This window comes from Spirillospora sp. NPDC049024, from assembly GCF_040649235.1.
Lineage (GTDB): Bacteria > Actinomycetota > Actinomycetes > Streptosporangiales > Streptosporangiaceae > Spirillospora.
Map to the genome: position 1 here is coordinate 1 of NZ_JBEZFD010000036.1, position 22,134 is coordinate 22,134.

23 protein-coding genes are annotated in these 22,134 nt (G+C 73.7%); 13 read left to right on the forward strand and 10 right to left on the reverse strand.

The window, feature by feature from the left end; translation table 11 throughout:
* A partial coding sequence (locus AB0C21_RS40505) for a DUF3311 domain-containing protein (protein WP_500211559.1) occupies positions 1–245 on the reverse strand: 245 nt, incomplete at its 3' end.
* A gap of 363 nt (positions 246–608) precedes the next feature.
* Between AB0C21_RS40505 and AB0C21_RS40510 the strand changes: the two genes are divergently transcribed.
* The 4 genes from AB0C21_RS40510 to AB0C21_RS40525 all read left to right on the forward strand — a co-directional run bounded on the left by AB0C21_RS40510 (position 609) and on the right by AB0C21_RS40525 (position 4,645).
* Positions 609–2,774: an anthranilate synthase component I gene (locus AB0C21_RS40510; RefSeq protein ID WP_500211560.1), complete on the forward strand. Its 2,166-nt coding sequence runs from the start codon at positions 609–611 to the stop codon at positions 2,772–2,774.
* Between the two features lie 259 nt (positions 2,775–3,033).
* Complete coding sequence (locus AB0C21_RS40515; RefSeq protein WP_165959128.1) at positions 3,034–3,180, forward strand: GPGG-motif small membrane protein; 147 nt, start codon at positions 3,034–3,036, stop codon at positions 3,178–3,180.
* 69 nt (positions 3,181–3,249) lie between these two features.
* The gene (locus tag AB0C21_RS40520; RefSeq protein WP_500211561.1) at positions 3,250–4,167 is read left to right on the forward strand and encodes an SDR family oxidoreductase; all 918 of its coding nucleotides are present in this window, start codon (positions 3,250–3,252) and stop codon (positions 4,165–4,167) included.
* Between the two features lie 73 nt (positions 4,168–4,240).
* On the forward strand, positions 4,241–4,645 hold the full coding sequence (locus tag AB0C21_RS40525; RefSeq protein ID WP_500211563.1) for a ChaB family protein: 405 nt from the start codon (positions 4,241–4,243) through the stop codon (positions 4,643–4,645).
* A gap of 30 nt (positions 4,646–4,675) precedes the next feature.
* On the opposite strand, the gene AB0C21_RS40530 is transcribed toward AB0C21_RS40525, so the two are convergent.
* Positions 4,676–5,650 (reverse strand): helix-turn-helix transcriptional regulator, encoded by a 975-nt coding sequence (locus AB0C21_RS40530; RefSeq protein WP_500211564.1) that lies wholly within the window; start codon positions 5,648–5,650, stop codon positions 4,676–4,678.
* A gap of 98 nt (positions 5,651–5,748) precedes the next feature.
* Between AB0C21_RS40530 and add the strand changes: the two genes are divergently transcribed.
* Positions 5,749–6,774 carry an adenosine deaminase gene (add, locus tag AB0C21_RS40535; protein WP_500211567.1) on the forward strand — a complete coding sequence of 342 codons (1,026 nt, stop codon included), beginning with the start codon at positions 5,749–5,751 and terminating at the stop codon, positions 6,772–6,774.
* A gap of 9 nt (positions 6,775–6,783) precedes the next feature.
* Here add and AB0C21_RS40540 read toward each other — a convergent pair whose 3' ends face one another.
* Positions 6,784–8,037: a DUF1266 domain-containing protein gene (locus AB0C21_RS40540; RefSeq protein WP_500211569.1), complete on the reverse strand. Its 1,254-nt coding sequence runs from the start codon at positions 8,035–8,037 to the stop codon at positions 6,784–6,786.
* A gap of 73 nt (positions 8,038–8,110) precedes the next feature.
* On the opposite strand from AB0C21_RS40540, the gene AB0C21_RS40545 reads away from it, so the two are divergent.
* Positions 8,111–8,512, forward strand: a complete 402-nt coding sequence (locus tag AB0C21_RS40545) for an NUDIX hydrolase (RefSeq protein ID WP_200841788.1) — start codon at positions 8,111–8,113, stop codon at positions 8,510–8,512.
* A gap of 41 nt (positions 8,513–8,553) precedes the next feature.
* On the opposite strand, the gene AB0C21_RS40550 is transcribed toward AB0C21_RS40545, so the two are convergent.
* The 4 genes from AB0C21_RS40550 to AB0C21_RS40565 form a co-directional block, all read right to left on the reverse strand.
* Positions 8,554–9,375 (reverse strand): GrpB family protein, encoded by an 822-nt coding sequence (locus tag AB0C21_RS40550; protein ID WP_500211571.1) that lies wholly within the window; start codon positions 9,373–9,375, stop codon positions 8,554–8,556.
* A 61-nt stretch (positions 9,376–9,436) separates the two neighbouring features.
* On the reverse strand, positions 9,437–9,955 hold the full coding sequence (locus AB0C21_RS40555; RefSeq protein WP_500211572.1) for a DinB family protein: 519 nt from the start codon (positions 9,953–9,955) through the stop codon (positions 9,437–9,439).
* A 64-nt stretch (positions 9,956–10,019) separates the two neighbouring features.
* A complete protein-coding gene (locus AB0C21_RS40560) occupies positions 10,020–12,068 on the reverse strand; it encodes a molybdopterin-containing oxidoreductase family protein (RefSeq protein ID WP_500211574.1) in 2,049 nt (682 codons plus the stop codon).
* 94 nt (positions 12,069–12,162) lie between these two features.
* Positions 12,163–12,624 (reverse strand): MarR family winged helix-turn-helix transcriptional regulator, encoded by a 462-nt coding sequence (locus AB0C21_RS40565; RefSeq protein WP_353819529.1) that lies wholly within the window; start codon positions 12,622–12,624, stop codon positions 12,163–12,165.
* Between the two features lie 60 nt (positions 12,625–12,684).
* Here AB0C21_RS40565 and AB0C21_RS40570 point away from each other — a divergent pair, with 60 nt between their 5' ends.
* The 3 genes from AB0C21_RS40570 to AB0C21_RS40580 all read left to right on the forward strand — a co-directional run bounded on the left by AB0C21_RS40570 (position 12,685) and on the right by AB0C21_RS40580 (position 15,126).
* On the forward strand, positions 12,685–13,443 hold the full coding sequence (locus AB0C21_RS40570; protein ID WP_500211576.1) for an SDR family NAD(P)-dependent oxidoreductase: 759 nt from the start codon (positions 12,685–12,687) through the stop codon (positions 13,441–13,443).
* A gap of 92 nt (positions 13,444–13,535) precedes the next feature.
* Positions 13,536–14,333: an FAD-dependent thymidylate synthase gene (gene thyX, locus AB0C21_RS40575; protein WP_353819531.1), complete on the forward strand. Its 798-nt coding sequence runs from the start codon at positions 13,536–13,538 to the stop codon at positions 14,331–14,333.
* A 70-nt stretch (positions 14,334–14,403) separates the two neighbouring features.
* Complete coding sequence (locus AB0C21_RS40580; RefSeq protein WP_500211578.1) at positions 14,404–15,126, forward strand: dienelactone hydrolase family protein; 723 nt, start codon at positions 14,404–14,406, stop codon at positions 15,124–15,126.
* 34 nt (positions 15,127–15,160) lie between these two features.
* Here AB0C21_RS40580 and AB0C21_RS40585 read toward each other — a convergent pair whose 3' ends face one another.
* The gene (locus AB0C21_RS40585; RefSeq protein WP_500211580.1) at positions 15,161–15,565 is read right to left on the reverse strand and encodes a PaaI family thioesterase; all 405 of its coding nucleotides are present in this window, start codon (positions 15,563–15,565) and stop codon (positions 15,161–15,163) included.
* A gap of 117 nt (positions 15,566–15,682) precedes the next feature.
* On the opposite strand from AB0C21_RS40585, the gene AB0C21_RS40590 reads away from it, so the two are divergent.
* Positions 15,683–16,483, forward strand: a complete 801-nt coding sequence (locus AB0C21_RS40590; protein WP_149258874.1) for a helix-turn-helix domain-containing protein — start codon at positions 15,683–15,685, stop codon at positions 16,481–16,483.
* Positions 16,484–16,489: 6 nt separating this feature from the next.
* Here the strand turns inward: AB0C21_RS40590 and AB0C21_RS40595 are convergent, their stop codons facing one another.
* Positions 16,490–17,593 carry a globin domain-containing protein gene (locus AB0C21_RS40595; RefSeq protein WP_500211582.1) on the reverse strand — a complete coding sequence of 368 codons (1,104 nt, stop codon included), beginning with the start codon at positions 17,591–17,593 and terminating at the stop codon, positions 16,490–16,492.
* A gap of 563 nt (positions 17,594–18,156) precedes the next feature.
* On the opposite strand from AB0C21_RS40595, the gene AB0C21_RS40600 reads away from it, so the two are divergent.
* The 3 genes from AB0C21_RS40600 (at position 18,157) to AB0C21_RS40610 (ending at position 20,798) form a co-directional block, all read left to right on the forward strand.
* On the forward strand, positions 18,157–18,972 hold the full coding sequence (locus tag AB0C21_RS40600) for a gamma-glutamyl-gamma-aminobutyrate hydrolase family protein (RefSeq protein ID WP_500211583.1): 816 nt from the start codon (positions 18,157–18,159) through the stop codon (positions 18,970–18,972).
* 72 nt (positions 18,973–19,044) lie between these two features.
* Positions 19,045–20,010, forward strand: coding sequence for an alpha/beta hydrolase (locus AB0C21_RS40605; protein ID WP_500211585.1), 966 nt, complete (start codon positions 19,045–19,047; stop codon positions 20,008–20,010).
* Positions 20,007–20,798 carry an enoyl-CoA hydratase/isomerase family protein gene (locus tag AB0C21_RS40610; protein ID WP_500211586.1) on the forward strand — a complete coding sequence of 264 codons (792 nt, stop codon included), beginning with the start codon at positions 20,007–20,009 and terminating at the stop codon, positions 20,796–20,798. The genes AB0C21_RS40605 and AB0C21_RS40610 overlap by 4 nt, the downstream gene beginning before the upstream one ends.
* Before the next feature lie 27 nt (positions 20,799–20,825).
* Here the strand turns inward: AB0C21_RS40610 and AB0C21_RS40615 are convergent, their stop codons facing one another.
* Positions 20,826–22,007 (reverse strand): acyl-CoA dehydrogenase family protein, encoded by a 1,182-nt coding sequence (locus tag AB0C21_RS40615; RefSeq protein WP_500211588.1) that lies wholly within the window; start codon positions 22,005–22,007, stop codon positions 20,826–20,828.
* Positions 22,008–22,134: the final 127 nt, after the last annotated feature.

Here is a 22,134-nt window from a genome sequence, read left to right on the forward strand (position 1 = left end):
CGCTTCTTGGTCATCTGGTACACCAGGACCGTGCAGGCCACGCCCAGCGGGATGAAGGCCAGCTGGATCCAGTAGAACGCCGGAAAGCCCGCGAGCCGGGGCTTGTCGCTGTTGTAGAGCAGGGTCAGCAGCGGGACCGCCACCGGAATGATCAGCAGCCAGTTCCACGGACTTCGGTCCGAGCGGCCGGAGTCCGGGGGCGGGGGCTGGGTCGGAGTCGGTTCCCGGGAGTCGTCGGGAGTCATGGGGGTCCTCCTCGTCTTGCCCGCGCACGGCCCGCCCGGATCGCGAGGCGGCACCGTGCCGGGGGTGCGGCCGGGCGAGCCTACACATCCGCTGGTCACAGCCTGATATCGGCTTCGGCACGAGTTCGATGGATCGTTCCAGCTCGCAAAGGGCCAGGTAGGAGCCGGTCTCCGCGTGCGAGCAGACCCTCGCGCATGCGTCCGTGGTAACCTCGCCGCATGCGAACCCCAGCCTCCCGGTGGTGGTGGCGCCGCTGAGGCGGTGCCGGTTCGCGCATGTTCCAGACCAGGCGACCGCCCTCACCCGGCGGTCGTTTCGCGTTTTCGCCGCCCGGTGGGGGCCCGACATGAGGGGCCACCGCGGTGGAGACCGTCTCACGACAGCCGCTGACCAGCGAGTTCGTCACGGCCGGGGGAGTACGGGTGAGCCGTACGGCGACCCCGGTCGACTCCGAGCGCAAGTCCGATGTGCTGAACGCCCTCGTCGCCGCCGTGGGGGAGCGGCGCGGCGGCGTGCTCAGTTCCGGCATGGAGTACCCGGGCCGCTACAGCCGCTGGCACATGGCCTACGCCGACCCCTGCCTGGAGATCGTCGCACGCGGCCGGACGGTCGCCGTCCGGACGCTGAACGGGCGCGGCCGGGTCCTGCTGCCGGCCCTGGCGGGCGCGCTGCGCGCCGCCGGCGAGGTGCGGGCCGACGAGCCCGGGCTGTTCGAGGTCTTCGTCCCCGAGTCGGAGGAGTTCTTCGCCGAGGAGGAGCGCAGCCGCCGGCCGACCGTCTTCACCGCGCTGCGCGCCGTCGTCGACCTGTTCCGCTGCGACGACCCCCACCTCGGCCTCTACGGGGCGTTCGGGTACGACCTGTCGCTGCAGTTCGAGCCGCTGCGGACCCGGCTGGAGCGGCCTGACGACCAGCGCGACCTCGTCCTGCACCTGCCCGACGAGATGATCGTCGTCGACCGCAAGCGCGAGACCTCCCACCGCATCTCCTACGAGTTCGAGGTGGACGGGGCGGGCACCGCGGGGCTGCCGCGCGACACCGGGGCGACGCCGGTGCGCCGGCGCGGGGACCTCCCGCCGCAGCCCGTCCCCGGCGTGTACGCGCAGATGGTGCGCGACGCCAAGGAGAAGTTCGTCAGGGGCGACCTGTTCGAGGTCACGCCGGGCCACGCGATGTACGGGCGCTGCGACGCGCCCGCCGCCTTCTTCGAGCGGCTGCGCGAGTCCAATCCGGCGCCGTACGAGTTCCTGTTCAACCTCGGCGAGGGCGAGTTCCTGGTCGGCGCGTCGCCCGAGATGTTCGTCCGGGTCAGCGGCGACCGCGTCGAGACGTGCCCGATCGCGGGGACCATCAGGCGCGGCGGCGACCCCCTGGAGGACGCCGAGCAGATCCGCACGATCCTGTCCTCGGCGAAGGACGAGTCCGAGCTGACCATGTGCACCGACGTGGACCGCAACGACAAGTCGCGGATCTGCGTGCCCGGCAGCGTGCGCGTCCTCGGCCGCCGGCAGATCGAGATCTACTCCCGCCTGATCCACACCGTCGACCACATCGAGGGGCGGCTGCGGCCGGGCTTCGACGCGCTCGACGCCTTCCTCACCCACATGTGGGCGGTGACGGTCACCGGGGCGCCCAAGGCGTGGGCGATGCAGTTCATCGAGGACCACGAGGACTCGCCCCGCCGCTGGTACGGCGGCGCGGTCGGCTTCGTCGGCTTCGACGGCTCGATGAACACCGGCCTCACCCTGCGGACCGCGCAGATCCGCGACGGCGTCGCCACCGTCCGGGCCGGGGCCACGCTGCTCTACGACTCCGACCCGGACGAGGAGGAGCGCGAGACGCACCTCAAGGCCAGCGCGCTGCTGAGCGCGCTCGCCGCCGCACGGAAGGGCGCCGGGACCGCCGCGCCGCAGGAGGCCCCGCTCCCCGCGCAGCCGGGCGAGGGCCTCACGGTCCTGCTCGTCGACCACGAGGACTCGTTCGTCAACACCCTCGCCGACTACTTCCGGCAGCACGGCGCCTCCGTGGTGACCCTCCGGCACGGCTTCCCGGTGCGGATGCTGGACGAGTACGCGCCCGACCTGGTGGTGCTGTCGCCGGGGCCCGGGCGCCCGCAGGACTTCGGCACCCGCGCGCTGCTGGACGAGCTGGACGCCCGGGGCCTGCCGGTCTTCGGCGTCTGCCTCGGGCTGCAGGCGATGGTCGAGCACGCGGGCGGCGAGCTGGCGCTGCTGCCGGAGCCGTCCCACGGCAAGCCGGGCCAGGTGAAGGTCACGGGGGGCGAGCTGTTCGAGGGGCTGCCGGACGACTTCACCGCCGCCCGCTACCACTCGCTGCACGCCACGCCCGACGGGGTGAAGGGGTTCCAGGTCACGGCGCTGACCGGGGACGTCGTCATGGCGATCGAGGACCCCGAGCGGCGGCGCTGGGCCGTCCAGTTCCATCCGGAGTCGATCCTCACCGCGGCCGGGGGCGCCGGGCACCGCATCGTCGCCAACGTCCTGCGCCTGTGCCGTCCCCGAGGCTGAGGACCCCGGGAGGGGGTCCTCTAGTTCCGAAGCACTAGGGACCGCCGCCCCGATTTGGTCCTGAGGTTCCTGTCGCGGCGCCCCTTGCGCCGGAAGACTTGTTCCTGGCCACACCGCGCCGCCTTCCGCGCCGCGGGTGATCGCCGTTATCCCGGCGTCGGGGGGAGGCCCGTCCTCCCCCCGACACCAAAACGGGTAATTCGGTCATCCATAACGAGATGGTGGTTTCTTGGCGTTCTCTGGGGGGACGTCGGGGGCCATGATGACAATCCTGTGGCTCATCGCGGTCATCCTGGTGATCGCCGGTATCTACGTGATCCTCGCGCGGCGCGACCTGCTGTGGGGGATCGTCCTCATCGTCGTCGGGCTGCTCGTCGGGCCCGGCGGGGTGAGCATCTTCACCTGACCGAAAACGCGGCCGACCGGGGCGAAACCCTGACGTGACCTGTCAGGTTTCGGTGCCAGCATCGTCCCCATGAGCCGTGCACTGAAGGGAAAGACCGCACTGGTCGCGGGCGCCACGCGCGGGGCGGGACGGGGCATCGCCGTCCAGCTCGGCGCCGCGGGCGCGACCGTGTACGTGACGGGACGGTCCACCCGGACCCAACGGTCGGAGATGGACCGTCCCGAGACGATCGAGGAGACCGCCGAGCTGGTCACCGCCGCGGGCGGCGAGGGCATCGCCGTCCAGGTCGACCACCTCGACCCGGCGCGGGTCGCCGCCCTCGTCCGCCGCATCGACGAGGAGCGCGGCCGGCTGGACGTCCTCGTGAACGACATCTGGGGCGGCGACCGCCTCTTCCAGTTCGGCAAGCGGCTGTGGGAGCAGTCCCTGGAGGACGGCCTGCACATGCTCAGGCTGGCCGTCGACACCCACGCCATCACCAGCCACCACGCGCTGCCGCTGCTGATCCGCGAGCCCGGCGGGCTGGTCGTGGAGATCACCGACGGCACCGCCGAGTACAACGCGGCCTACCGCAAGGAATGCGGCCTCTTCTACGACCTGGCCAAGAGCGCCGTCATCCGGATGGCGCTCGCCCAGTCGGTGGAGATCGCCCCCTACGGCGGGACGGCCGTCTCGCTGACGCCGGGATGGCTCCGCTCCGAGGCGATGCTCGACAACTACGGCGTCACCGAGGAGAACTGGCTCGACGCCACGAAGACGATGCCGCACTTCGCGATCTCCGAGACGCCGGCGTTCGTGGGACGCGCCGTCGCGGCCCTCGCCGCCGATCCCGACCGCGCCCGCTGGAACGGGGCGTCGCTGTCCAGCGGCGGCCTCGCCCAGGTCTACGGGTTCACCGACGTGGACGGCAGCCGCCCCGACGCCTGGCGCTACATCGTCGAGGTGGAGGCCGCGGGCCGTCCCGCCGACGTGACCGGCTACCGGTAGCGGCGGGGCCCGGCCGCCGGTTTGAGTGCGCGCTGACCGGTTATCGGCGTGGAGAGAGGCGAAAGGAGGAGCCATGCCGATGACGAACAAGAGCGGCGAGCCGCGCAAGGGTGAGCTTCCCGGCACGCTCCAGCGCTCTCCGAAGGAGGCCCAGGAGACCTTCGCCAAGGCCCACGACTCCGCCGTCGAGACCTACGGCGAGGGCGAGCGGGCGCACCGCACCGCGTACTCGGCGCTCAAGCACAAGTTCGAGAAGCGCGGCGACCGGTGGGTGCCGAAGGGGCACAAGGGCCCGTCGGACCCGCGGGCGAAGAACCCCGACGCGCGCCGCGGCAAGGGCAGGAGCTTCGGCGGCGTGGACTATGAGGGCAGCAGCAAGCGGGAGCTGTACGAGCGCGCCGCCGACCTCGACGTCCAGGGCCGCTCGAAGATGACCAAGGAGGAGCTGGCGGAGGCGATCGCCCGCAAGCAGGACTAGCCGCCGCCGGCGGGGCCGCGCCCCCGGCGGCTAGTCCGCCGGCAGGTACAGCTCCGCGAGCCGGGCGGCGTTGTCGGCCATCCGCCGCCGCAGCTCCGGCGGCGCGAGCACCTCGACCTCGGCCCCGAGCCGCATCAGCTCGGACGCCGCGACGACCGTCGACTCCACCGGCAGCGTCGTCACCACCCATCCCCGCTCGTCGGGCTCGCCGGCGGCCGCGGCGGCCTCCTGGGCCGCGTGCGGCTGGACGGCGTACCGCAGGATCCGCAGGCCGGCGGGGGACAGGCGCACCGTGGCCTCCTCGCGCAGCATCGACCGCACGAAGGCGGCGGCCTGCCCGCGCCAGTGCTCCGCGAGGTCGAAGTCCTCGTCGCGCTGGAAGAACTCCCCGGTGGGGCGGACGGCGGCGACGCGGTCCACCCGGTAGGTGCGGTGCGCGCCGCCGACCCGCGCGACCAGGTACCAGGTGCCGTTCTTGAGGACGAGCCCGTGCGGCTCGGCCGTCCGGACGACCTCGGAGCCCTTGCGGCGGTAGCGCAGCTCCACGGTCTCGTCGTCCCACACGGCGCGGGCGAGGTCGCGCAGCAGCGGCGGCGGCCCGCTCTCGCCGAACCAGCCCGGTGCGTCGAGGTGGAACCGCTGGTTCGCGCGGGCGGGCGCGTCCCGCAGCGCCCTCGGCAGCGCGGCCAGGACCTTCAGCTCGGCCGCCGCGAGCGCGTCGGCCCGCCCCATGTCCCCGGCCGGGCCGGGCAGCCCGGACAGGAACAGCGCCTCGGCCTCCTCGCGGGTGAGGCCGGTGAGCCGCGTCCGGTACCCGCCGAGCAGCCGGTACCCGCCGCCGCGGCCCTGGTCGGCGTAGACCGGCACCCCGGCCGCCGACAGCGCCTCCATGTCCCGGTACACGGTGCGCTCGGACACCTCGAGCTCGCGGGCCAGCTCGCCGGCCGTCATCGCCTCCCGCGACTGCAGCAGGAGCACGGCGGAGATCAGTCGGGCGGCGCGCACGGGACCATCCTGCCGAACGGAGGGGTTTCTGACAATTTCGTGGGAGGTTCGGCCGGTTCGCCTGTTCCGGCAGGTCGGATCGCTGTTAGCTTCGCGGCGTGCCTACCGACAACACCAGCATCGCGGCGTTCATCGACGCCCTCCCGAAGGTCGAGCTCCACGTCCACCTCGTGGGCTCCGCCTCCGTCCCGACCGTCCTGGAGCTCGCCCGCCGCCACCCGGACGGGCCCGTCCCCGTCGACGAGCGCGAGCTGCGCGCCTTCTACGAGTTCCGCGACTTCCCGCACTTCGCCGAGGTGTACGAGTCGGTGTCCAGCCTGGTCCGGACGCCCGAGGACGTCGGCACGCTCGTGTCCGGCGTCGCCCGCGACCTCGCCGCGCAGAACGTCCGGTACGTCGAGCTGACCGTCACGCCCTACACCCACCAGCGGGCCGGCATGCCGATGCCCGCGGTGACCGAGGCGCTCGACCTCGCCGCCCGCGAGGCCCGCGACCGGCTCGGCATCCGCGTCGCCTACATCTTCGACATCCCGGGCGAGTTCGGCGCCGACGGCGCCCGCGGCACCCTCGACCACGCCCTGCGGCATCCGCCGGAGGCGCTGGTCGGGTTCGGGATCGGCGGCATCGAGCAGTGCCGCCCGCCGCACCGGGACGCGTTCCGCGACGCGTTCGCCGCCGCCCGCGCCGCCGGGCTGCGCAGCCTCCCGCACGCGGGGGAGATGACCGGCCCGGAGACGATCTGGGAGGCCCTGGAGGGCCTCGGCGCCGAGCGCATCGGCCACGGCACCAGCTGCCTGGACGACCCCCGCCTCGTCGCCCACCTGCGCGAGACGCAGCTGCCGCTGGAGGTGTGCCCGACCTCCAACGTCTGCACCGGCCAGGTCGCCGACCTCGCCGCGCACCCGCTGCCGCGGATGCTGGAGGAGGGGCTGTTCGTCACCCTGAACAGCGACGACCCGCCGATGTTCAACACCACCCTCACCGGCGAGTACCGCGTCGCCGCCGAGGCGTTCGGGCTCGGCCGCTCCGAACTGGCGTCCCTGGCCCGCAACGCCGTGGAGGCCTCGTCGCTGGACGGCGAGGGACGCAAGGCGATCATCGCCGACATCGACGCGCTGGGCTGAGCCCGGCGGTCAGCCCCAGGCCATGCGCCGCCACGGGCTGCCGGGGTCCTCGGCGAGGACGCGGTGGCCGAGGAGGGAGCGCTCGTACCACTCGCCGAACTCGCCCTCGTCGAACCGCAGCATCCGGCCGAGGACGTACCCGGCGGAGAACTCCTGCCACGACGCGTACACCTGGTGGGCGCGGTGCCCCGCCGTGAGGACGCACTTCTCGGCCTCCTCGGCGTCGCAGTACCCGGCGTTCAGGCCCCAGCGGGCCATGTTCACCGCGCGCCCGAAGTCGTAGCCGTAGACGCTCTCGACCCGGCCGTCCGGCGGGAGGAGGCCGTCCGCCCGGAACCGCGCCTCGTAGCGCAGGACCGTCCCGGACAGCTCCACGACCTCCCGGACGGTCGGCTCGGCGATGTCGCGCTCCCGGCACCAGGCGACGATCGCGTCCTCCCACGCCCTCCGGTCGGTGCCCCTGCCGCGCCGGTCGAGCACCATCTGGATCGCCGGGTCGCTGTTGCGGGCGTCGAGCAGCGCGTCCATCTGCTCGCGCCAGCCCTCGGTGTCGGTGATGCCCCAGTCGCGCTCCAGCAGCACCCGGTCATCGCGGGAGCTTTCGTCGTCGCCGGCGAGCGTGTTCCAGGCGACGCCGTTCCCGACGGCCAGGTGCGCGCCCACGGCGAGGGCCGCGGCGAGCCGTCCCCACGCGGCGCCGTCCGGGTCGGTGACGAGGATGTCGTGGTCGCGGTCGGGGCGCCGCTCGGCGTCCGCGAGCAGCTTCGCGACCTGCCCGTACGCCTCGCCGCCGGGCGGCATCTGCGCCAGCAGCTCGCGCAGCGGACGCAGCGCCCCGCGCGGCCCCGCGTCCTTCAGGATCAGCCGCGCGGCGTGGACGCCGGCCGCGCCGGCGCGCTTGGGGTCCTGCGACGCCCCGAACGCCGACATCGCCGCCCAGGCCCGCCGCGCCGCCTCGCCGGTCCGCCCCGCGGCGGCCAGGACGTGCGCCGCCTGCGCGTCCAGGCCCGCCCGGACCCCGGCGGGCAGCGATGCGGCCGCCCGGTCGAGGACGTCGAGGACGCGCTGGGCCTCGCCGGTCCGTCCCGCGGCCGCGAGCGCCCGCGCGTACCGGGCCCGCGCCGCCGCGGCGGACGCCCGGTCGCCGCGCGCCTCCATGGCCTCGGCGGCGCCGGCGTAGGCGGCCGCGGCCTCCTCGGCCCGCCCCTGCCGCTCGTACTTCCTGGCACGTTCGAGCGCGCCGGCATCGCCCTGAAACGTCATGATCCCTCCCGGCCGCACCGTACCGGCCGCGAAGATCATGACGCCCGCGTTCGCGGCACGACAGGATGGACCGGTGAGCACCCTCATCGACAAGATCGCCTGGATCCACCTCGAGGACGGCAGGATCCTCAGCACCCGATCGCGGGGCAAGGACGTCTACTACCTGCCCGGAGGCAAGCGCGAACCCGGCGAGAGCGACCTCGACACCCTGGTCAGGGAGATCGACGAGGAGCTCGCCGTCGCGATCGTCCCCGCCACCGCCGCGCACCTGGGCACCTTCCAGGCCCAGGCGCACGGCCACGCCGAAGGCGTCACCGTCCGGATGACCTGCTACACCGCCGACCACCAGGGCAGCCCGACGCCGTCCAGCGAGATCGCCGAGGTCGTCTGGCTGACCCACGCCGACCGCGCCCGGGTGTCCCCCGTCGACCAGATCATCTTCGACCACCTCCACGAGACCGGCCGCCTCCACTGACCCCCAGGGGCCCCAGGCCGCCCAAGCGGACCCGGCCGCAGTCAACGGCCCGCCCAGCCCTCGGCCCGCTTGAGGGCCCCACCGATCCACGGCATCTTGTCGCGGCCGTAGTCGTCGACGTCGTGATCCGTCCGCGCGGCCAGCGCGCGTTTCAGCGACGCGTACTCCTCGCGGTGGCCCTCGTCGGCGCGGAGCCAGTCCCGGAGCAGCAGCATCTCCCGCCACAGCGGCGACGCGGCGGGATGGAAGTGGACGTTGGCCGGCCGGCACGGATCGGCGTCCACCGCCACCTGCTCGTCGTGGTGGGCCCCGTACCGGTCGATGCCATAGAACGGGCCGACGACATGGACGAAGCCCGCGTCGTGACTCGCCGCGGCACAGGCGACCGCGGCCTCCAGGTCATCGGTCACGACCTGAAGGTCGATGACGTCCTTGGCCGCCAGCCCGACCACAGAGGTCGACCCGATGTGGTCGATCCGCCGGGCCCGGTCTCCCAGCACCGCGGCGAGACGTCCCATGAGCCGGTCCGCCTGAGCAGGCCAGGACGGATCGGGGTCGACCACCACCGCCTTCTGGAGCCGGGGGGCGCGCCTGCGCCGCGCGAGATTGAGCGCGAACGGCGCGATCCGCCGGCGCCACAGGTCCTCGATCTCCTCCCGTCCACCGGTTCCCGGGACCCGGGCGTCCACGTTCGGGTCGCCGGCGCCGTCCACGCCGATCACCAGATGGCAGGAGGCCGCCTCGGTGGCGGAGGGCCGGGTCACCCGGACGGCGGCGGACTCGTCGGCCGCGAGTTCTTCCAGCCGCTCGAATACGTGCCGCACGGCGGTGTCGTCGGGGCCGGTGACGGCTACTTTGAGCACGTCGCCTCCTTCCGGGCGTTTCGACGGCGTGCCTTTTGCGGGCGGCGTCGTCGCGGGCTTCTCATTCGCCGGTGGAGCCGTCGATGGCCTCGCGGAGGAGGTCGGCGTGGCCGTTGTGGCGGGCGTACTCCTCGATCATGTGGAGGTAGGCCCAGCGGAGCGTCAGCGTGCCGTCCCTGCCCGGGAACTCCTCGTCCAGGGAGCGGTCCTTCGTGGTCTGCCGGGCCAGCTCGACCTCCCGCGCGTAGACGGCGAAGTCCTCCTGCGCGCCGGCGGCGGTGCCGAGGTCGAAGTCGCCGTCGGGGTGCTCCTCCGAGCAGTACAGGTCACCTAGGGTGTCCTGCTTGCCGAACCTGCGGCGGAACCACCAGCGCTCGTTCTCCGCGAGGTGCCGCACGAGCCCGAGCAGCGTCAGGCCCGTGGTCGGCAGCGGCCTCGACGCGAGCTGCTCACCGGTCAGCCCGCCGCACTTGAGCAGCAGGGTGGCGCGGTGGAAGTCCAGGTACTCCTCCAGGGACGCGCGCTCGCCGCCGCTGGTGGGGAAGTCGCCGCGCTCCACGGCGGGTGCAGTCCAAGTCATGGGGGCCGATCCTTTCCCACGGGCGCGCCGCCGGTCCACGGAATATCGCCTCCGCGGCCGCGGCTCACGACCCGGGCGGGATCGCGGTGATCTCTACGCGGGTGTCGTGAAAGACGGGGCCGCCGCCGAGGTCGGTGTCGCGCTCGTCGACGACGGCGTTGGGGTTGGCGCCGCCGGAGAGCTTGGCCCAGTGCCCCTTGGCGGTCGCCGCCACGCCGGGGCGGACCTCGTCGGTGACCTTCAGGACGGCCTCGAAGGCGCCCCGGTCGTTGGCGACCGTGACGCGCTGGCCGTCGCTCAGGCCCCGCGCTCTCGCGTCCTCCTCGTGGAGGCGGACGGTGAGGCCGCCCGCGCGGCGCCTCAGCTCCGGGTTGTTGGCGAACTGGGTGTTGAGGAACTCGTGCGACGCCGCCGAGACCAGGGCGAGCGGGTACCTCTCGGCCCGCTCGGCGTCGGCGACCTCCGCGGGCGGGACGTATCCGGCGAGCCCGGCGGCGGGGGAGCGGAACTCGAACCGCCCCGACGGGGTGGGGAAGCCGTCGGCGTACGGCAGGAACGGGTCCGGGACCGACATGCGCACGAACCCCTCCTTGCGGAGCCGGTCCAGCGTGATCCCGGCCATCCACGGGTGGTCCGACGCCAGCAGCTGCTCGGCGAGGCTCTCGTCGGAGTCGTAGAGGGCCGGCTCCTCCAGGCCCATCCGGCGCGCCAGCCGGCGGAAGGTCTCGGTCGTCGGCAGGCACTCGCCGGGCGGCGCCACCGCCGGCTCGTTCCACGTCAGGTACAGGTGCCCGTAGCCCTCGTGCAGGTCGGCGTGCTCGTGCTGGGCCGTCGCGGGCAGCACGATGTCGGCGTAGTCCGCGGTGTCGGTCGGGAACTGCTCCAGGACCACGGTGAACAGGTCGTCGCGGGCCAGGCCCTTGCGCACCTTGTTCTGGTGCGGGGTGCTGCCGACGGGGTTCGCCGCGATCACGAACAGGGCCTTGACCGGCGGGTCCTGGACGTCCAGCAGGCCCTCTCCCAGGCGGCTCATCGACAGCGTCCGCACCGGGCCGGGGCGCAGGTCGTCCCGCCACAGCGCGGCCTTGTTCAGCTTCACGTGCCCGGACGTGGAGAACGCGACCCCGCCGCCGCGCCGCGCCCAGTCGCCGGTCACGGCCGGGATGGCGGAGATCAGCCGCAGGGCGGCCCCGCCGCCGGAGTGCCGCTGGAGGCCCTGCGTCGCCCGGATGGCGGTGGGGCGGGTGCGGGCGATCCGCTCGCCGAGCGCGACGATGCGGTCCGCCGGGACGCCGGTGACGCGCGCGGCCCGGTCCGGGGTGGACTCGGCGATCCGGGCGGCGAACTCGTCCCAGCCGAGCGTGCGGCGGGCCAGGAAGCCGGCGTCCTGCGCGCCGAGGCCCACGATGACGTTGAGCAGGCCGAGCGCGAGCGCGCCGTCCGTACCGGGCAGGGGCGCCAGGTGCTCGTCGGCCTGGCGCGCGGTCCGGGTCCGCACCGGATCGATCGCGACCAGGTGCGCGCCCGCCTTCCGCGCGTCCTGGACGAACTTCCACACGTGGTGGCCGCTCGTCAGGGGGTTCGTCCCCCACAGCAGGACGAGCCGGGCATGCGCGAGGTCCTCGGGGTCCATGCCTCCGGGCGAGCCGACCGCCTCGGCCATCCCGGCGTTGCCCGCCGCCGAGCAGATGTTGGCGTCGTGGGCCGAGGCGCCGAGCGCGTTGAAGAACCGCCGGCCCGAATACCCTTCGAGGCCCTGCAGGTAGCCGAGCGTCCCCGTCCCCCAGTAGGGCCAGACCGCCTCCCCGCCGTACTCCCGGACGACGTCCTCCAGCCGCGCGGCGATCTCGTCGAGCGCCTCGTCCCAGCCGATGCGCTCGAAGCGCCCCTCGCCCTTGGCGCCCACCCGGCGCAGCGGATGCAGGATGCGGTCCGGCTGTGCGGCGCGCTCCAGCCACCGGTTCACCTTCGCGCACAGGGCGCCGCGCGTGTACGGGTGGTCGGGGTTGCCGCGCAGCCGGACGGCGGTCCCGTCCCGCACGGTGACGACCCATGAGCACCCGTCGGGGCAGTCCAGCGGACAGGCTCCGAGCACGGTCGACTCCGATGGCATCGGACCTCCCCAAGCTGGACGAATTTCTCAAGTCTGCGCCACACCATGGCGTGCTGCTCCCCGCCGTGTCCCAGGCCCGGCGGAGCGGCAGGGGTCATTCCTCTGCGAGGACGCCTTCTCCGACGAGACCTCGCAACCGGTCATTGGCGCGCTCAAGGGCGGTGAGCGCGGCCTCGCGCTCGTCCGCGCCCGCCTCTCCCATGGCCTCTTCGGCGAGCTCCGCCCATGCCCGTTCGATGCCGGGCACGAGTTCGTGCCCGGCCTCCGTGACCACGATCCGGACCTGGCGGCGATCGGCCGGGACCGCCTCGCGCCGGAACCATCCGCCGCCCTCCAGCCGGGCCAGGCTGCGGGTCGCGGTGGGCGGCTCGATGCCGAGGCTCGCCGCCAGCTCCGAGACCGTCATCCCCTCGGGTTCCTGCGCCAGGATCCACAGCAGCACGTCCTGCCCCGGGTGCAGTCCGAGCGCGGCGAGCTTGCGCGCCTTCGCGGCGCGGTAGAGCTTGCTCATCTTGTTCAGCGCCCTGTTGACGCGCATCACCTCGCCGGCATCCACGCCTCCACCCTACTTGTGTATAGTCGGCTAATAGATAGTCGGCTAATTATTGGAGGGGCAATGGATCTGGGACTCGAGGGCCGCGTCGTCCTGGTCACGGGGGCGTCCGGTGCCATCGGCGGTGCGGTCGCGAGGGCGTTCGCGCGGGAAGGCGCCCTGGTGGCCGCCGGCTGGCACCGCGGCGAGGACGGCGCCCGCACCCTCGTCGACTCGATCGTCCAGGAGGGCGGGAAGGGGGCGGCGGTCCGGATCGACCAGCGCGATCAGGAGGCGATCCGGTCGGCGGTCGGCCAGGTCGAGCGGGAGCTCGGCGGCATCGCGGTCCTGATCGCCAACGCCGTCTCCTGGCCGACGTGGGCTCCGGAGACGTGGGACAGCCTGGCGGACGGCCTCACCGCGAACGCGGTCGGGCCGCTGGCGCTGGTCGACGCCGTGCTCCCCGGGATGAGGAGTGCCGGGTGGGGGCGGCTGGTGCTGGTCTCCTCCGACGTGGTCGACCAGCCGATGCCCGCGGGTGTGGCCTACCCCGCGGCCAAGGGCGCGCTCGAGACGGCCGCGAGGGTGCTCGCCGTCCGAGAGGCCCGGCACGGAATCCTCACCAACGTCGTCCGCCCCGGCTTCACCCTGACCGAGCGGGTGCTGACCACGGCCGGGCTCGGGCAGGAGGCCGTCGACTCCGAGGCCGCCAAGACGCCGACCCGCCGCATCTGCACCCCCGAGGACGTCGCCTCGGCGGCGGCCTATCTCGGCTCGGCCGCGAACGGGCACGTCAACGGCGAGGTCGTCTCCGTGGCGGGGGGCCGGAACCTGACCCGCTGACCGCTCGGCGCCCCCAGGTCCCCGTGTCGCGGCGGGGGAGCCGGGGTGGTTTCCTAAGGGACGACGGAAACGAGCACGTAGGGGGAACGAGAGTGAAGAGCGTCGAGCCCGAGGTGTACCTCGTTGCGCGGCCCGAACTGGACTACGACGAGGTCGCCCGGTACCTGCGGGACGTGGGCGGGGAGAGCTGGCTGGAGCGGCTCGACCGCGGCGAGCTCGACGACGAGCTGAACGACCCGCAGAACCTGGCCGAGTTCGCGGGCCGGCTCTGCTACCGCTCCTGGGAGCCGGGCCTCAACCCCAATGTCACCAAGATCCGCACCGACTCCGGCCAGTACCTGGAGAACATCCTGCGCAGCCTGCACGGCTCGGTGCTGGAGCACGTCAGCTTCAGCTTCGTCCTGCACAACGTGAGCCGGGTGCTGACCCACGAGCTCGTGCGGCACCGTCCCGGCGTGGCCATCTCGCAGGAGTCGCTGCGGTTCGTCCGGCTGCAGGACATCCCGTTCTGGTTCCCCGAGTGGGCCCGCGAGGACACCGAGCTGATGAAGCGCGCCACCGCCATGCTGGAGCAGATGGAGGAGTTCCAGGGCTGGATGGCCGCGCACTTCGGCCTGGACGACGAGGGCGTGCCGTTCAAGGAGAAGAAGCACAAGACCTCGTTCATGCGCCGCTTCGCCCCCGAGGGCGTCGGCACCGGCCTGGTCTGGACGGCCAACGTCCGGACCCTGCGCCACACGCTGGAGAACCGCACCGCGCCCGGCGCCGAGGAGGAGATCCGGCTGCTCTTCGGCAAGATCGGCGAGGTGATGCGCACGGAGGCGCCGGACCTGTTCGGCGACTACGTCGTCGAGGACGGCACCTGGGTGCCGCAGTGGCGCAAGGTCTGATCCCGCACATCCCGCACCGGCCGCCTCGGGGCTAGGCGCGCCCGGCCCGCCTGGGGGAGTATTGGACGCTATGTCTGACATCTCCATTCCGCTGGGCGCCGGCGAACTGCCGGGGTACCTCGCCGTCCCCGACGGCGAGGGGCCCTGGCCGGGCGTCGTGATCGTGTTCGAGGCGATGGGCGCGAACGCCGACATGCGCGCCCAGGCCGACCGGTTCGCCGCGAACGGCTACCTCGCCGTCCTGCCCGACCTCTACAACGGGGCCCCCTGGGTGCGCTGCGTCGCCAAGGCGATGCGCGACATGCGCGCCCAGCGCGGGCCGACCTACGACCACATCGAGGCCACCCGCGCCTGGCTCGCCGGCAGGGACGACTGCACCGGCGACGTCGGAGTGTGCGGGTTCTGCATGGGCGGCGGGTTCGCGCTGGTCGCGGCGGCCAAGTACGACTTCAAGGCCGCCGCGGCCAACTACGGGATCCTGCCGCGCCGGCCGGAGGAGTCGCTGCGGGGCGCGTGCCCGATCGTGGGCAGCTACGGGGCCGCCGACCCGACGCTGCGGGGCGCCGCCGGCCGGCTGGAGCGCGCCCTCACGGCCGCCGGCGTACCGCACGACGTGAAGGAGTACCCGGGCACCGGGCACGGGTTCCTCACCGGGCTGACCCCGCCGCCCCCGCTCGGCCCGGTGGCGAAGATCGTCATGGGGTTCGGCAAGGGCCGCGAGAACGCCCCGGACGGCTGGGCGCGCATCCTCGCCTTCTTCGCCGAGCACCTCGCTAAAAAATCTACAACGTAAAGGCGTCGGGCGTGGCGTCCTGCCCTCTCCGGGATCAGGGCCGCAGTACGGCCTGCGTCTGGGTCACCTGGGCGACGCGGCGCCCGGTCGCGTCGAGCAGGTCGGTTTGGACGACGATCGAGGTCCGGCCGGTGTGCAGCGGGCGCGAGACGCCCTGGACGCGCCCCTCCCTGACCCCGCGGAAGAAGTTGGTCTTGGACTCCAGCGTCGTCGTGGAGGCGCCGGGCGGGAGGTTGAGGAACGCGCACGCCGCGCCGAGCGTGTCGGCCAGCGCCATGAGGGCGCCGCCGTGCATGACGCCGCCCGCGGTGCAGCGGTCGGCGGCCCAGTCCAGATGGCCGGTGACCTCCTCGGGTCCGGCGGTGTCGATCTCCACGCCGAGCGCGCGGGCGAACGGCATGGCGTCGGTCAGCTGGTCGGGGGTGAGCCCGGTCGTCATGAAGCCTCCTCCGGCGGTGTCGGAACCCACCCTGGCGATCCGGCGGCACCGCGTCCATTACCCCGGACGTAATCGCGGGCCTGATCCGGGTGTCGGTAGCGTCGTGCCGTGACGACGATGACGACGGGGTTGAGCGACGTGCGGCCGATCGGGGACCAGCTCCGGGCGTGGCGGCAGCGGCGCAGGCTGAGCCAGCTGGAGCTGGCGTCGGAGGCGGACGTGTCGACGCGGCACCTGAGCTTCGTGGAGACGGGGCGCTCGGCGCCGAGCCGGGAGATGGTGCTGCGGCTCGCCGAGCACCTGGACGTGCCGCTGCGCGACCGGAACCTGCTGCTGGTGGCCGCCGGGTACGCGCCGGTGTTCGACGAGACGCCGATCGAGGAACCGAAGATGGACACGGTCCGCGCGGCGATCCGGCAGGTGCTGGAGGGCCACGAGCCCTACCCGGCGGTGGTGGTGGACCGGTTCTGGAACCTGATCGACGCGAACGGCGCGGCGGCGTTCTTCATGGAGGGCGCCCCGCCCGAGCTGCTGGAGCCGCCGCTGAACGTGCTGCGGCTCAGCATGCACCCGGACGGGATGGCCAAGAACATCCTGAACCTTGCGGAGTGGCGCGCCCACATGATCGACCGCGTCCGGCGCCATGTGGCCCTGACCGCGGACGCGTCGCTCGCCCAGCTGTACCGGGAGCTGCGGAGCTTCCCCGGCGACGTGGGGGAGGCGATGGCCCCGCCCGCGGACCACGAGGTCTTCGTCCCGCTGCGGATGCGGGTGGACGGCCGCGAGCTGTCGTTCTTCAGCACCATCGCGACCTTCGGGACGCCGGTCGACATCACCGTGGCCGAGCTGGCGATCGAGTCGTTCTACCCGGCGGACGCCAAGACGGCCGGGTTCCTGCGGGAGCGCGCCGGCCTGTGACGGGCGTCAGTCGCCGGCCGTGAGCAGGTCGTGGTGGACGCGCGTCAGCGGCACGCCCAGCCGCTGCAGGGCGGAGACCGCCCCGCGGACGAGCGGGGCGGGGCCGGCCACGTAGGCGTCGTGGCCGGCGGCGCCGTCCACGATCCGCGGCAGGACGTCCGGCACGCGGCCGCCGACCGCGCCGGGCGCGGGTTCGCGTGAGACCACCGGGACGACGCGGAGCCGGGCGTGGGCGGACTCCAGCAGCCGCAGTCCGGGGAGGTCGTAGAGGCCGTCCTCGGTGCGGGCCGCGACGACCAGCAGGACGTCGCGGTCCGGTGCGGAGGCGACGGCCTGCTCGGCCAGCGCCTTCACCGGGGCGAGGCCGGTGCCGCCGCCGATCAGCAGGAGCGGGCGGTCCGAGTCCGGGTCGAGGGTCATCGCGCCCTCCGGCGGGCCCAGCAGCACGCTGTCGCCCGGCCCGGTGTGCCGGACCAGCGCGCCGCTCACCCATCCGGCGGGTACGGCCCGGACGTGCAGGCAGACCGTCCCGTCCCGGCGGGGCGCGTTCGCGATCGAGTAGGGCCGCCAGACCCGGGGCCAGCGGGCCGACTGCACGCTCACGTGCTGCCCGGGCGCGAACGGCAGGGGGCGCTCGGGGCGCAGCGTGAGGACGGCGAGGTCGAAGGCGCGGCGGTCGTGCCGGACGACCTCGGCGACCCACCACGGCGGGGCGTCCGCGGCGTCCCGCTCCGCCGCGCCGGCCATGGCCTCGGCCGCGGCGCGGTAGGCGGCGCGCCAGGCGGTCTCGGCCTCGGCCGTCCAGACGTCGGCGGCGAAGGTGCGCAGCGTCGCGACCACGGCCTCCTCGACGTCCGGATAGTGCTCGCGCAGCACCCCGTACTTGCGGTGCCCGCGCCCGAGGCCCTCGAGGTGGCGGGCGAGTTCCTCCGGGTTGTCCTGGCTCCACGCGATCCGGCTGAGCGCGTGGAAGAACCGGTCGTGCTGGCCGCCCATCGCGGGCGGGAACAGGGAGCGCAGTCGGGGCCGGGCCGCGAAAAGGCGGCCGTAGAAAAAGCTCATGGCGCCCGCCGGGTCGGCCTCGAGGCGTGCGAAGCATTCTTTGATCACGCGGGTTTCCGATGGCATTCGGCGGCACGCCTTCCCTTCGGGCTGTTTCCGGCGGCCGGACGGCGGGTGCGACGGTCGATCCGTGCGCGTTCGCTGCCCGACTCGGTGAGATTCTCTCACCAATCTCCGCAGGTGTTCAATGGATCGCTCGCGAAGAGCCCCGCGATCGCTACTGTCCGTAACGAGATCTCAATTCTCCGTGACCGCTGGTAAGTGCCGTAGTCAACGCATACTGATCAGTATCGGATCGGTGTTCCGACGTTCGGGAAGAACCGGTCGGATGGGGAGGAAGAACTTGTATCTCGGGAGAAGATTTCAGAATTCTTCGTGTTTCCTGCTGCGCGCCGCCAATGGCCGCGCCGCGGCCCGCGGCGGCGCGGTGCGCCGATCTCGCCGCTTTCCACGGCGGACGTGCGTGCCGTGCGGCAAGCTGGCCGGGAGGAGGGCCCCGGGGCCGGGCGGCGCGAGGGGGCGGGTGACGCACGGTGACGTGCGGCCGACAGGCGGATCACCCATAGCGGCCGCCGCCCCGCGGCCGGTGCTCAGCAGAGGGGGAGACACACATGTCGCAAGCCGCGTGCGGGGCCCCGCGCCCCGCGGCCGGTGAGGGCGCGCCGCCGCTCATCGGCATCACCGCCTACCAGGAGCCGGCCCGCTGGGGGAGCTGGGTGCGCGAGGCCGCGCTGCTGCCGGTGCCGTACGCGCGCTCGGTCGAGCGGGCCGGCGGCGTCCCGGTCCTGCTGCCGCCGGCCGCGACCCTGCGCGGGCTGGGCACCCTGGTCTCCCGGCTGGACGGCGTCGTGCTGGCGGGCGGCGCCGATGTCGACCCCGAGCTGTACGGCGCCTTCCGGCACTACGAGACCGGGCCGCCGCAGCCGCAGCGCGACCGGTTCGAGCTGGCCCTCGCCCGCGCCGTCGTGGCCGCCGACCTGCCCTTCCTGGCCGTCTCCCGGGGCATGCAGGTGCTCAACGTCGTGCGCGGCGGCGCCCTCGTCCAGCACCTGCCGGAGGCGGTGGGCCACAGGGGGCACGCCCCGCAGGCCGGGCTGGTCGGCTCCCACCGGGTGCGGATCAGCGAGACGAGCCGGATCGGCGGCATCCTCGGCGGCTCGGCCGACGTGCCCACCTGCCACCACCAGGCGGTGAGCCGGCTCGGCAAGGGCCTGACCGCCGTCGCGTGGGCCGAGGACCAGGTCGTCGAGGCCGTGGAGCTCCAGGGGCACCGCTTCGGGCTCGCCGTCCAGTGGCACCCCGAGGAGGGCGACGACCGGCGGCTGTTCGAGGCCCTCGTCGCCGAGGCCGCGGGCCGGGGGCAGGCGCCCGCGGCGCCGCCGGCGCCGGTGCGGCAGGCGGCCGACGCCGGTGCCGCCGGCCGCTGAGGCCGGGGATTGATCGGCGGGCCACCGGGGAGGCCGTGGGGAGGATTCCCGCCGACCCCCGGAGGCCGCCGCATGCCCCTGCACCCGCAGACCGTGAGCTTTCTGGAGCTGCTCGCCTCGTGGACGGCCGCGCCGCCGGGAGGGGACGGGGACGCCGAGCCCGCGATCGAGGAGATGCGGGAGCGGATCGGCGCGGCGTTCCCGGTCGAGCGGCGCGAGCTTCCGGAGGTCCGTGACATCGAGGTTCCCGGCCCGGGCGGGCCCGTGCCGGTGCGCCTGTACCGCCCGGAGCCGCCCGAGCGGGGGCCGCTGCCCGCCGTCGTGTACCTGCACGGCGGGGGATGGGTCCTCGGCGGCGTCGACAACGTGGACGCCTTCTGCCGCGACCTGGCGGCCGCGGCGGAGTGCGCCGTGCTGAGCGTCGGCTACCGGCTCGCCCCCGAGCACCCGTTCCCCGCGGCGGTGGACGACGCCTGGGCCGTCGTCTCCTCGGTGGCGCGCGGGCCCGGCCGGTACGGGGTGCGGCACGGAGCCGTCGCGGTCGCCGGCGACAGCGCCGGGGGGAACCTCGCCGCCGCGTGCGCGCTGCTGGCCAGGGACGCCGGGGTGCGGCTCGCCCACCAGCTGCTCGTCTACCCGGTGACCGACACGGCGATGGACACCCCGAGCTGGCAGAAGTTCGGCACGGGGTACGGGCTGGACGCCGGGTCGCTCGCCCGGTTCATGGACCTCTACCGGGACGGCGCCGACCCGTCCGACCCCCGGCTCGCCCCGCTGCGCGCCGCGGACCTGGCCGGCGCCGCGCCCGCCACCGTGATCACCGCCGAGTACGACATCCTGCGCGACGAGGCCGAGGAGTACGCGCGCCGGCTCGCCGCCGCCGGCGTGCCGGTGGAGCTGCGCCGCTACGACGGCGTCGTGCACTCCTTCTTCCTGCTGCCCGAGATCTTCGACGCCGGTGCCGAGGCCGTGGAGTTCGCTGTGCGACGATTGCGCGCGGCATTCGACGACCACTCGCGGCAGGGGAGTGCGGCATGACGCGGTACGACGCGTACGAGCGGCTGAGGATCGACTGGGCGGCGGACGGGGTGCTGCGGGTCACGCTCAGCACGCCGGGCAAGCTGAACGCGGTCGACACCACCGGGCACCGCGAGCTGGCGGAGATCTGGCGGGACGCCGACGCCGACGACGAGGTGCGCGTGGTCCTCGTGCGCGGGGAGGGGACGGCGTTCTCCGCCGGCGGCGACCTCGCCATGATCGAGGAGATGATGACCGACCACGCGTCCCGCCGCCGGATCATGCGCGAGGCCCGCGACATCGTGATGAACGTGGTGAACTGCTCCAAGCCGGTGGTCAGCGCCGTGCAGGGCCCGGCGGTGGGCGCGGGGCTCGCGGTCGCGCTGCTGGCCGACGTCTCCGTCGCGGGCCGCACCGCGAAGATCATCGACGGGCACACGCGGCTGGGCGTGGCGGCCGGCGACCACGCGGCCATCGTGTGGCCGCTGCTGTGCGGGCTCGCGAAGGCCAAGTACTACCTGCTGCTCAACGACGTCCTGACCGGCGAGGAGGCCGAGCGCATCGGCCTGGTCTCGCTGTGCGTGGACGACGCGCGGGTGCACGAGCGCGCCCTGGAGATCGCCGGGCGGCTCGCCGCCGGGCCCGCCGAGGCGCTGTCGTTCACCAAGCACGCGCTGAACAACTGGCTGCGCCTCGCCGGGCCGACGTTCGACGCGTCCCTGGCGATGGAGTTCTTCGGGTTCACCGGCCCGGACGTGCGCGAGGGCGTCGCGGCGATCCGGGAGAAGCGCCCGCCCCGCTTCGGCTGAGGTGCGGCCCGGCGCCCCCGGCCCCGGTCAGTACGACTTGGGGAGCCCCAGCTCGTGCTGGGCGATGTGGGCGAGGACGAGTTCCTCGGCGACCGGGATGTTCTTGCCGATGCGGGCGTCCCGGAACATCCGGGCGATGGGGTACTCCAGCGAGTACGCCATGCCGCCATGGGTCTGGAACGCGCGGTCGGCGGCCTGCCAGGCCGCGTCCGCCGCGGTGAGCTTGGCGATGTTGGCCTCCGAGCCGCACGGCCGGCCCCGGTCCCAGAGCCAGGCGGCCTTGTAGGTCATCAGCCGCGCCAGCTCCAGCTGCGCCTTGATCCGCGCCAGCGGGAACGCGATGCCCTGGTGCGCGCCGATCGGCCTGCCGAACGGGGCGCGCTCGACGGCGTACTCGCAGGCGATCCGCAGCACCAGCCCGCCGGACCCGACGCCGCCCGCGGCGGCGAGGATCCGCTCGGGGTTGAGGATGTCCCACAGGACGGCGAAGCCCTGGTCGGGCTCGCCGAGGACCCGGTCCGCGGGCACGCGCACGCCGTCCAGGAAGACCATGCTGGACGCGACGGTGTTGGTGCCGAGCTTGGGGATCGGCCGGTAGGTCAGCGTGCCGTCGGCCACGGCCTTCTTGACGTCCACGAGCAGGACGGTGAAGCCGGCCGTGCGGGGCCGGGCCTCCGCGGCCGGGATCGTCCGGGTGACCAGGACGAGGAAGTCGGCGCGCTCGACGCCGGAGATCCAGATCTTCTGGCCGCTGACGACGAAGGAGTCACCGTCGCGGCGCGCCTGGGTGGAGATGTTGATCGCGTTGCTGCCCGCGTCCGGCTCGGTGACGGCGAAGCACGTCTCGATCTCGCCGGAGACGATCTTCGGCAGGAGTTCGCGCTTCTGCTCGGCGGTGCCGTGCCGGGCGATGGTGAGCCCGCCGAACGCGGGTGTCAGCAGGTACATGAAGGACGCGGCACCGCCCGCGCCGCCCTCGGCGAGGGCCTCCAGGGCCACCGCCAGCTCCAGCAGGCCCTGGCCCCCGCCGCCGTACTCCTCGGGGACCGCCAGGCTGTGCCAGCCGCCGTCGACCAGCTCCCGCCAGACTGCCTCCGGCCAGCGCTTGTCCGCGTCGCACCGGCTCCAGTAGTCCTGGTCGTACTTCCCGGCGACCGCCAGCACGCCCTCGCGCACCGCGGCCGCGCCCTCCGGCAGGTCGAAGTCCATCGCGCCTCCCTCGCAAGCTCCCTCGTCGACTCTCGCCCGGCTCACGGTAGCCGACCGAAGTAAGTGGTCACTGACGAGGGGTGGGTCATGAACGCCGCCTCTCGGGGTAGGCGACACGGGGACCTCG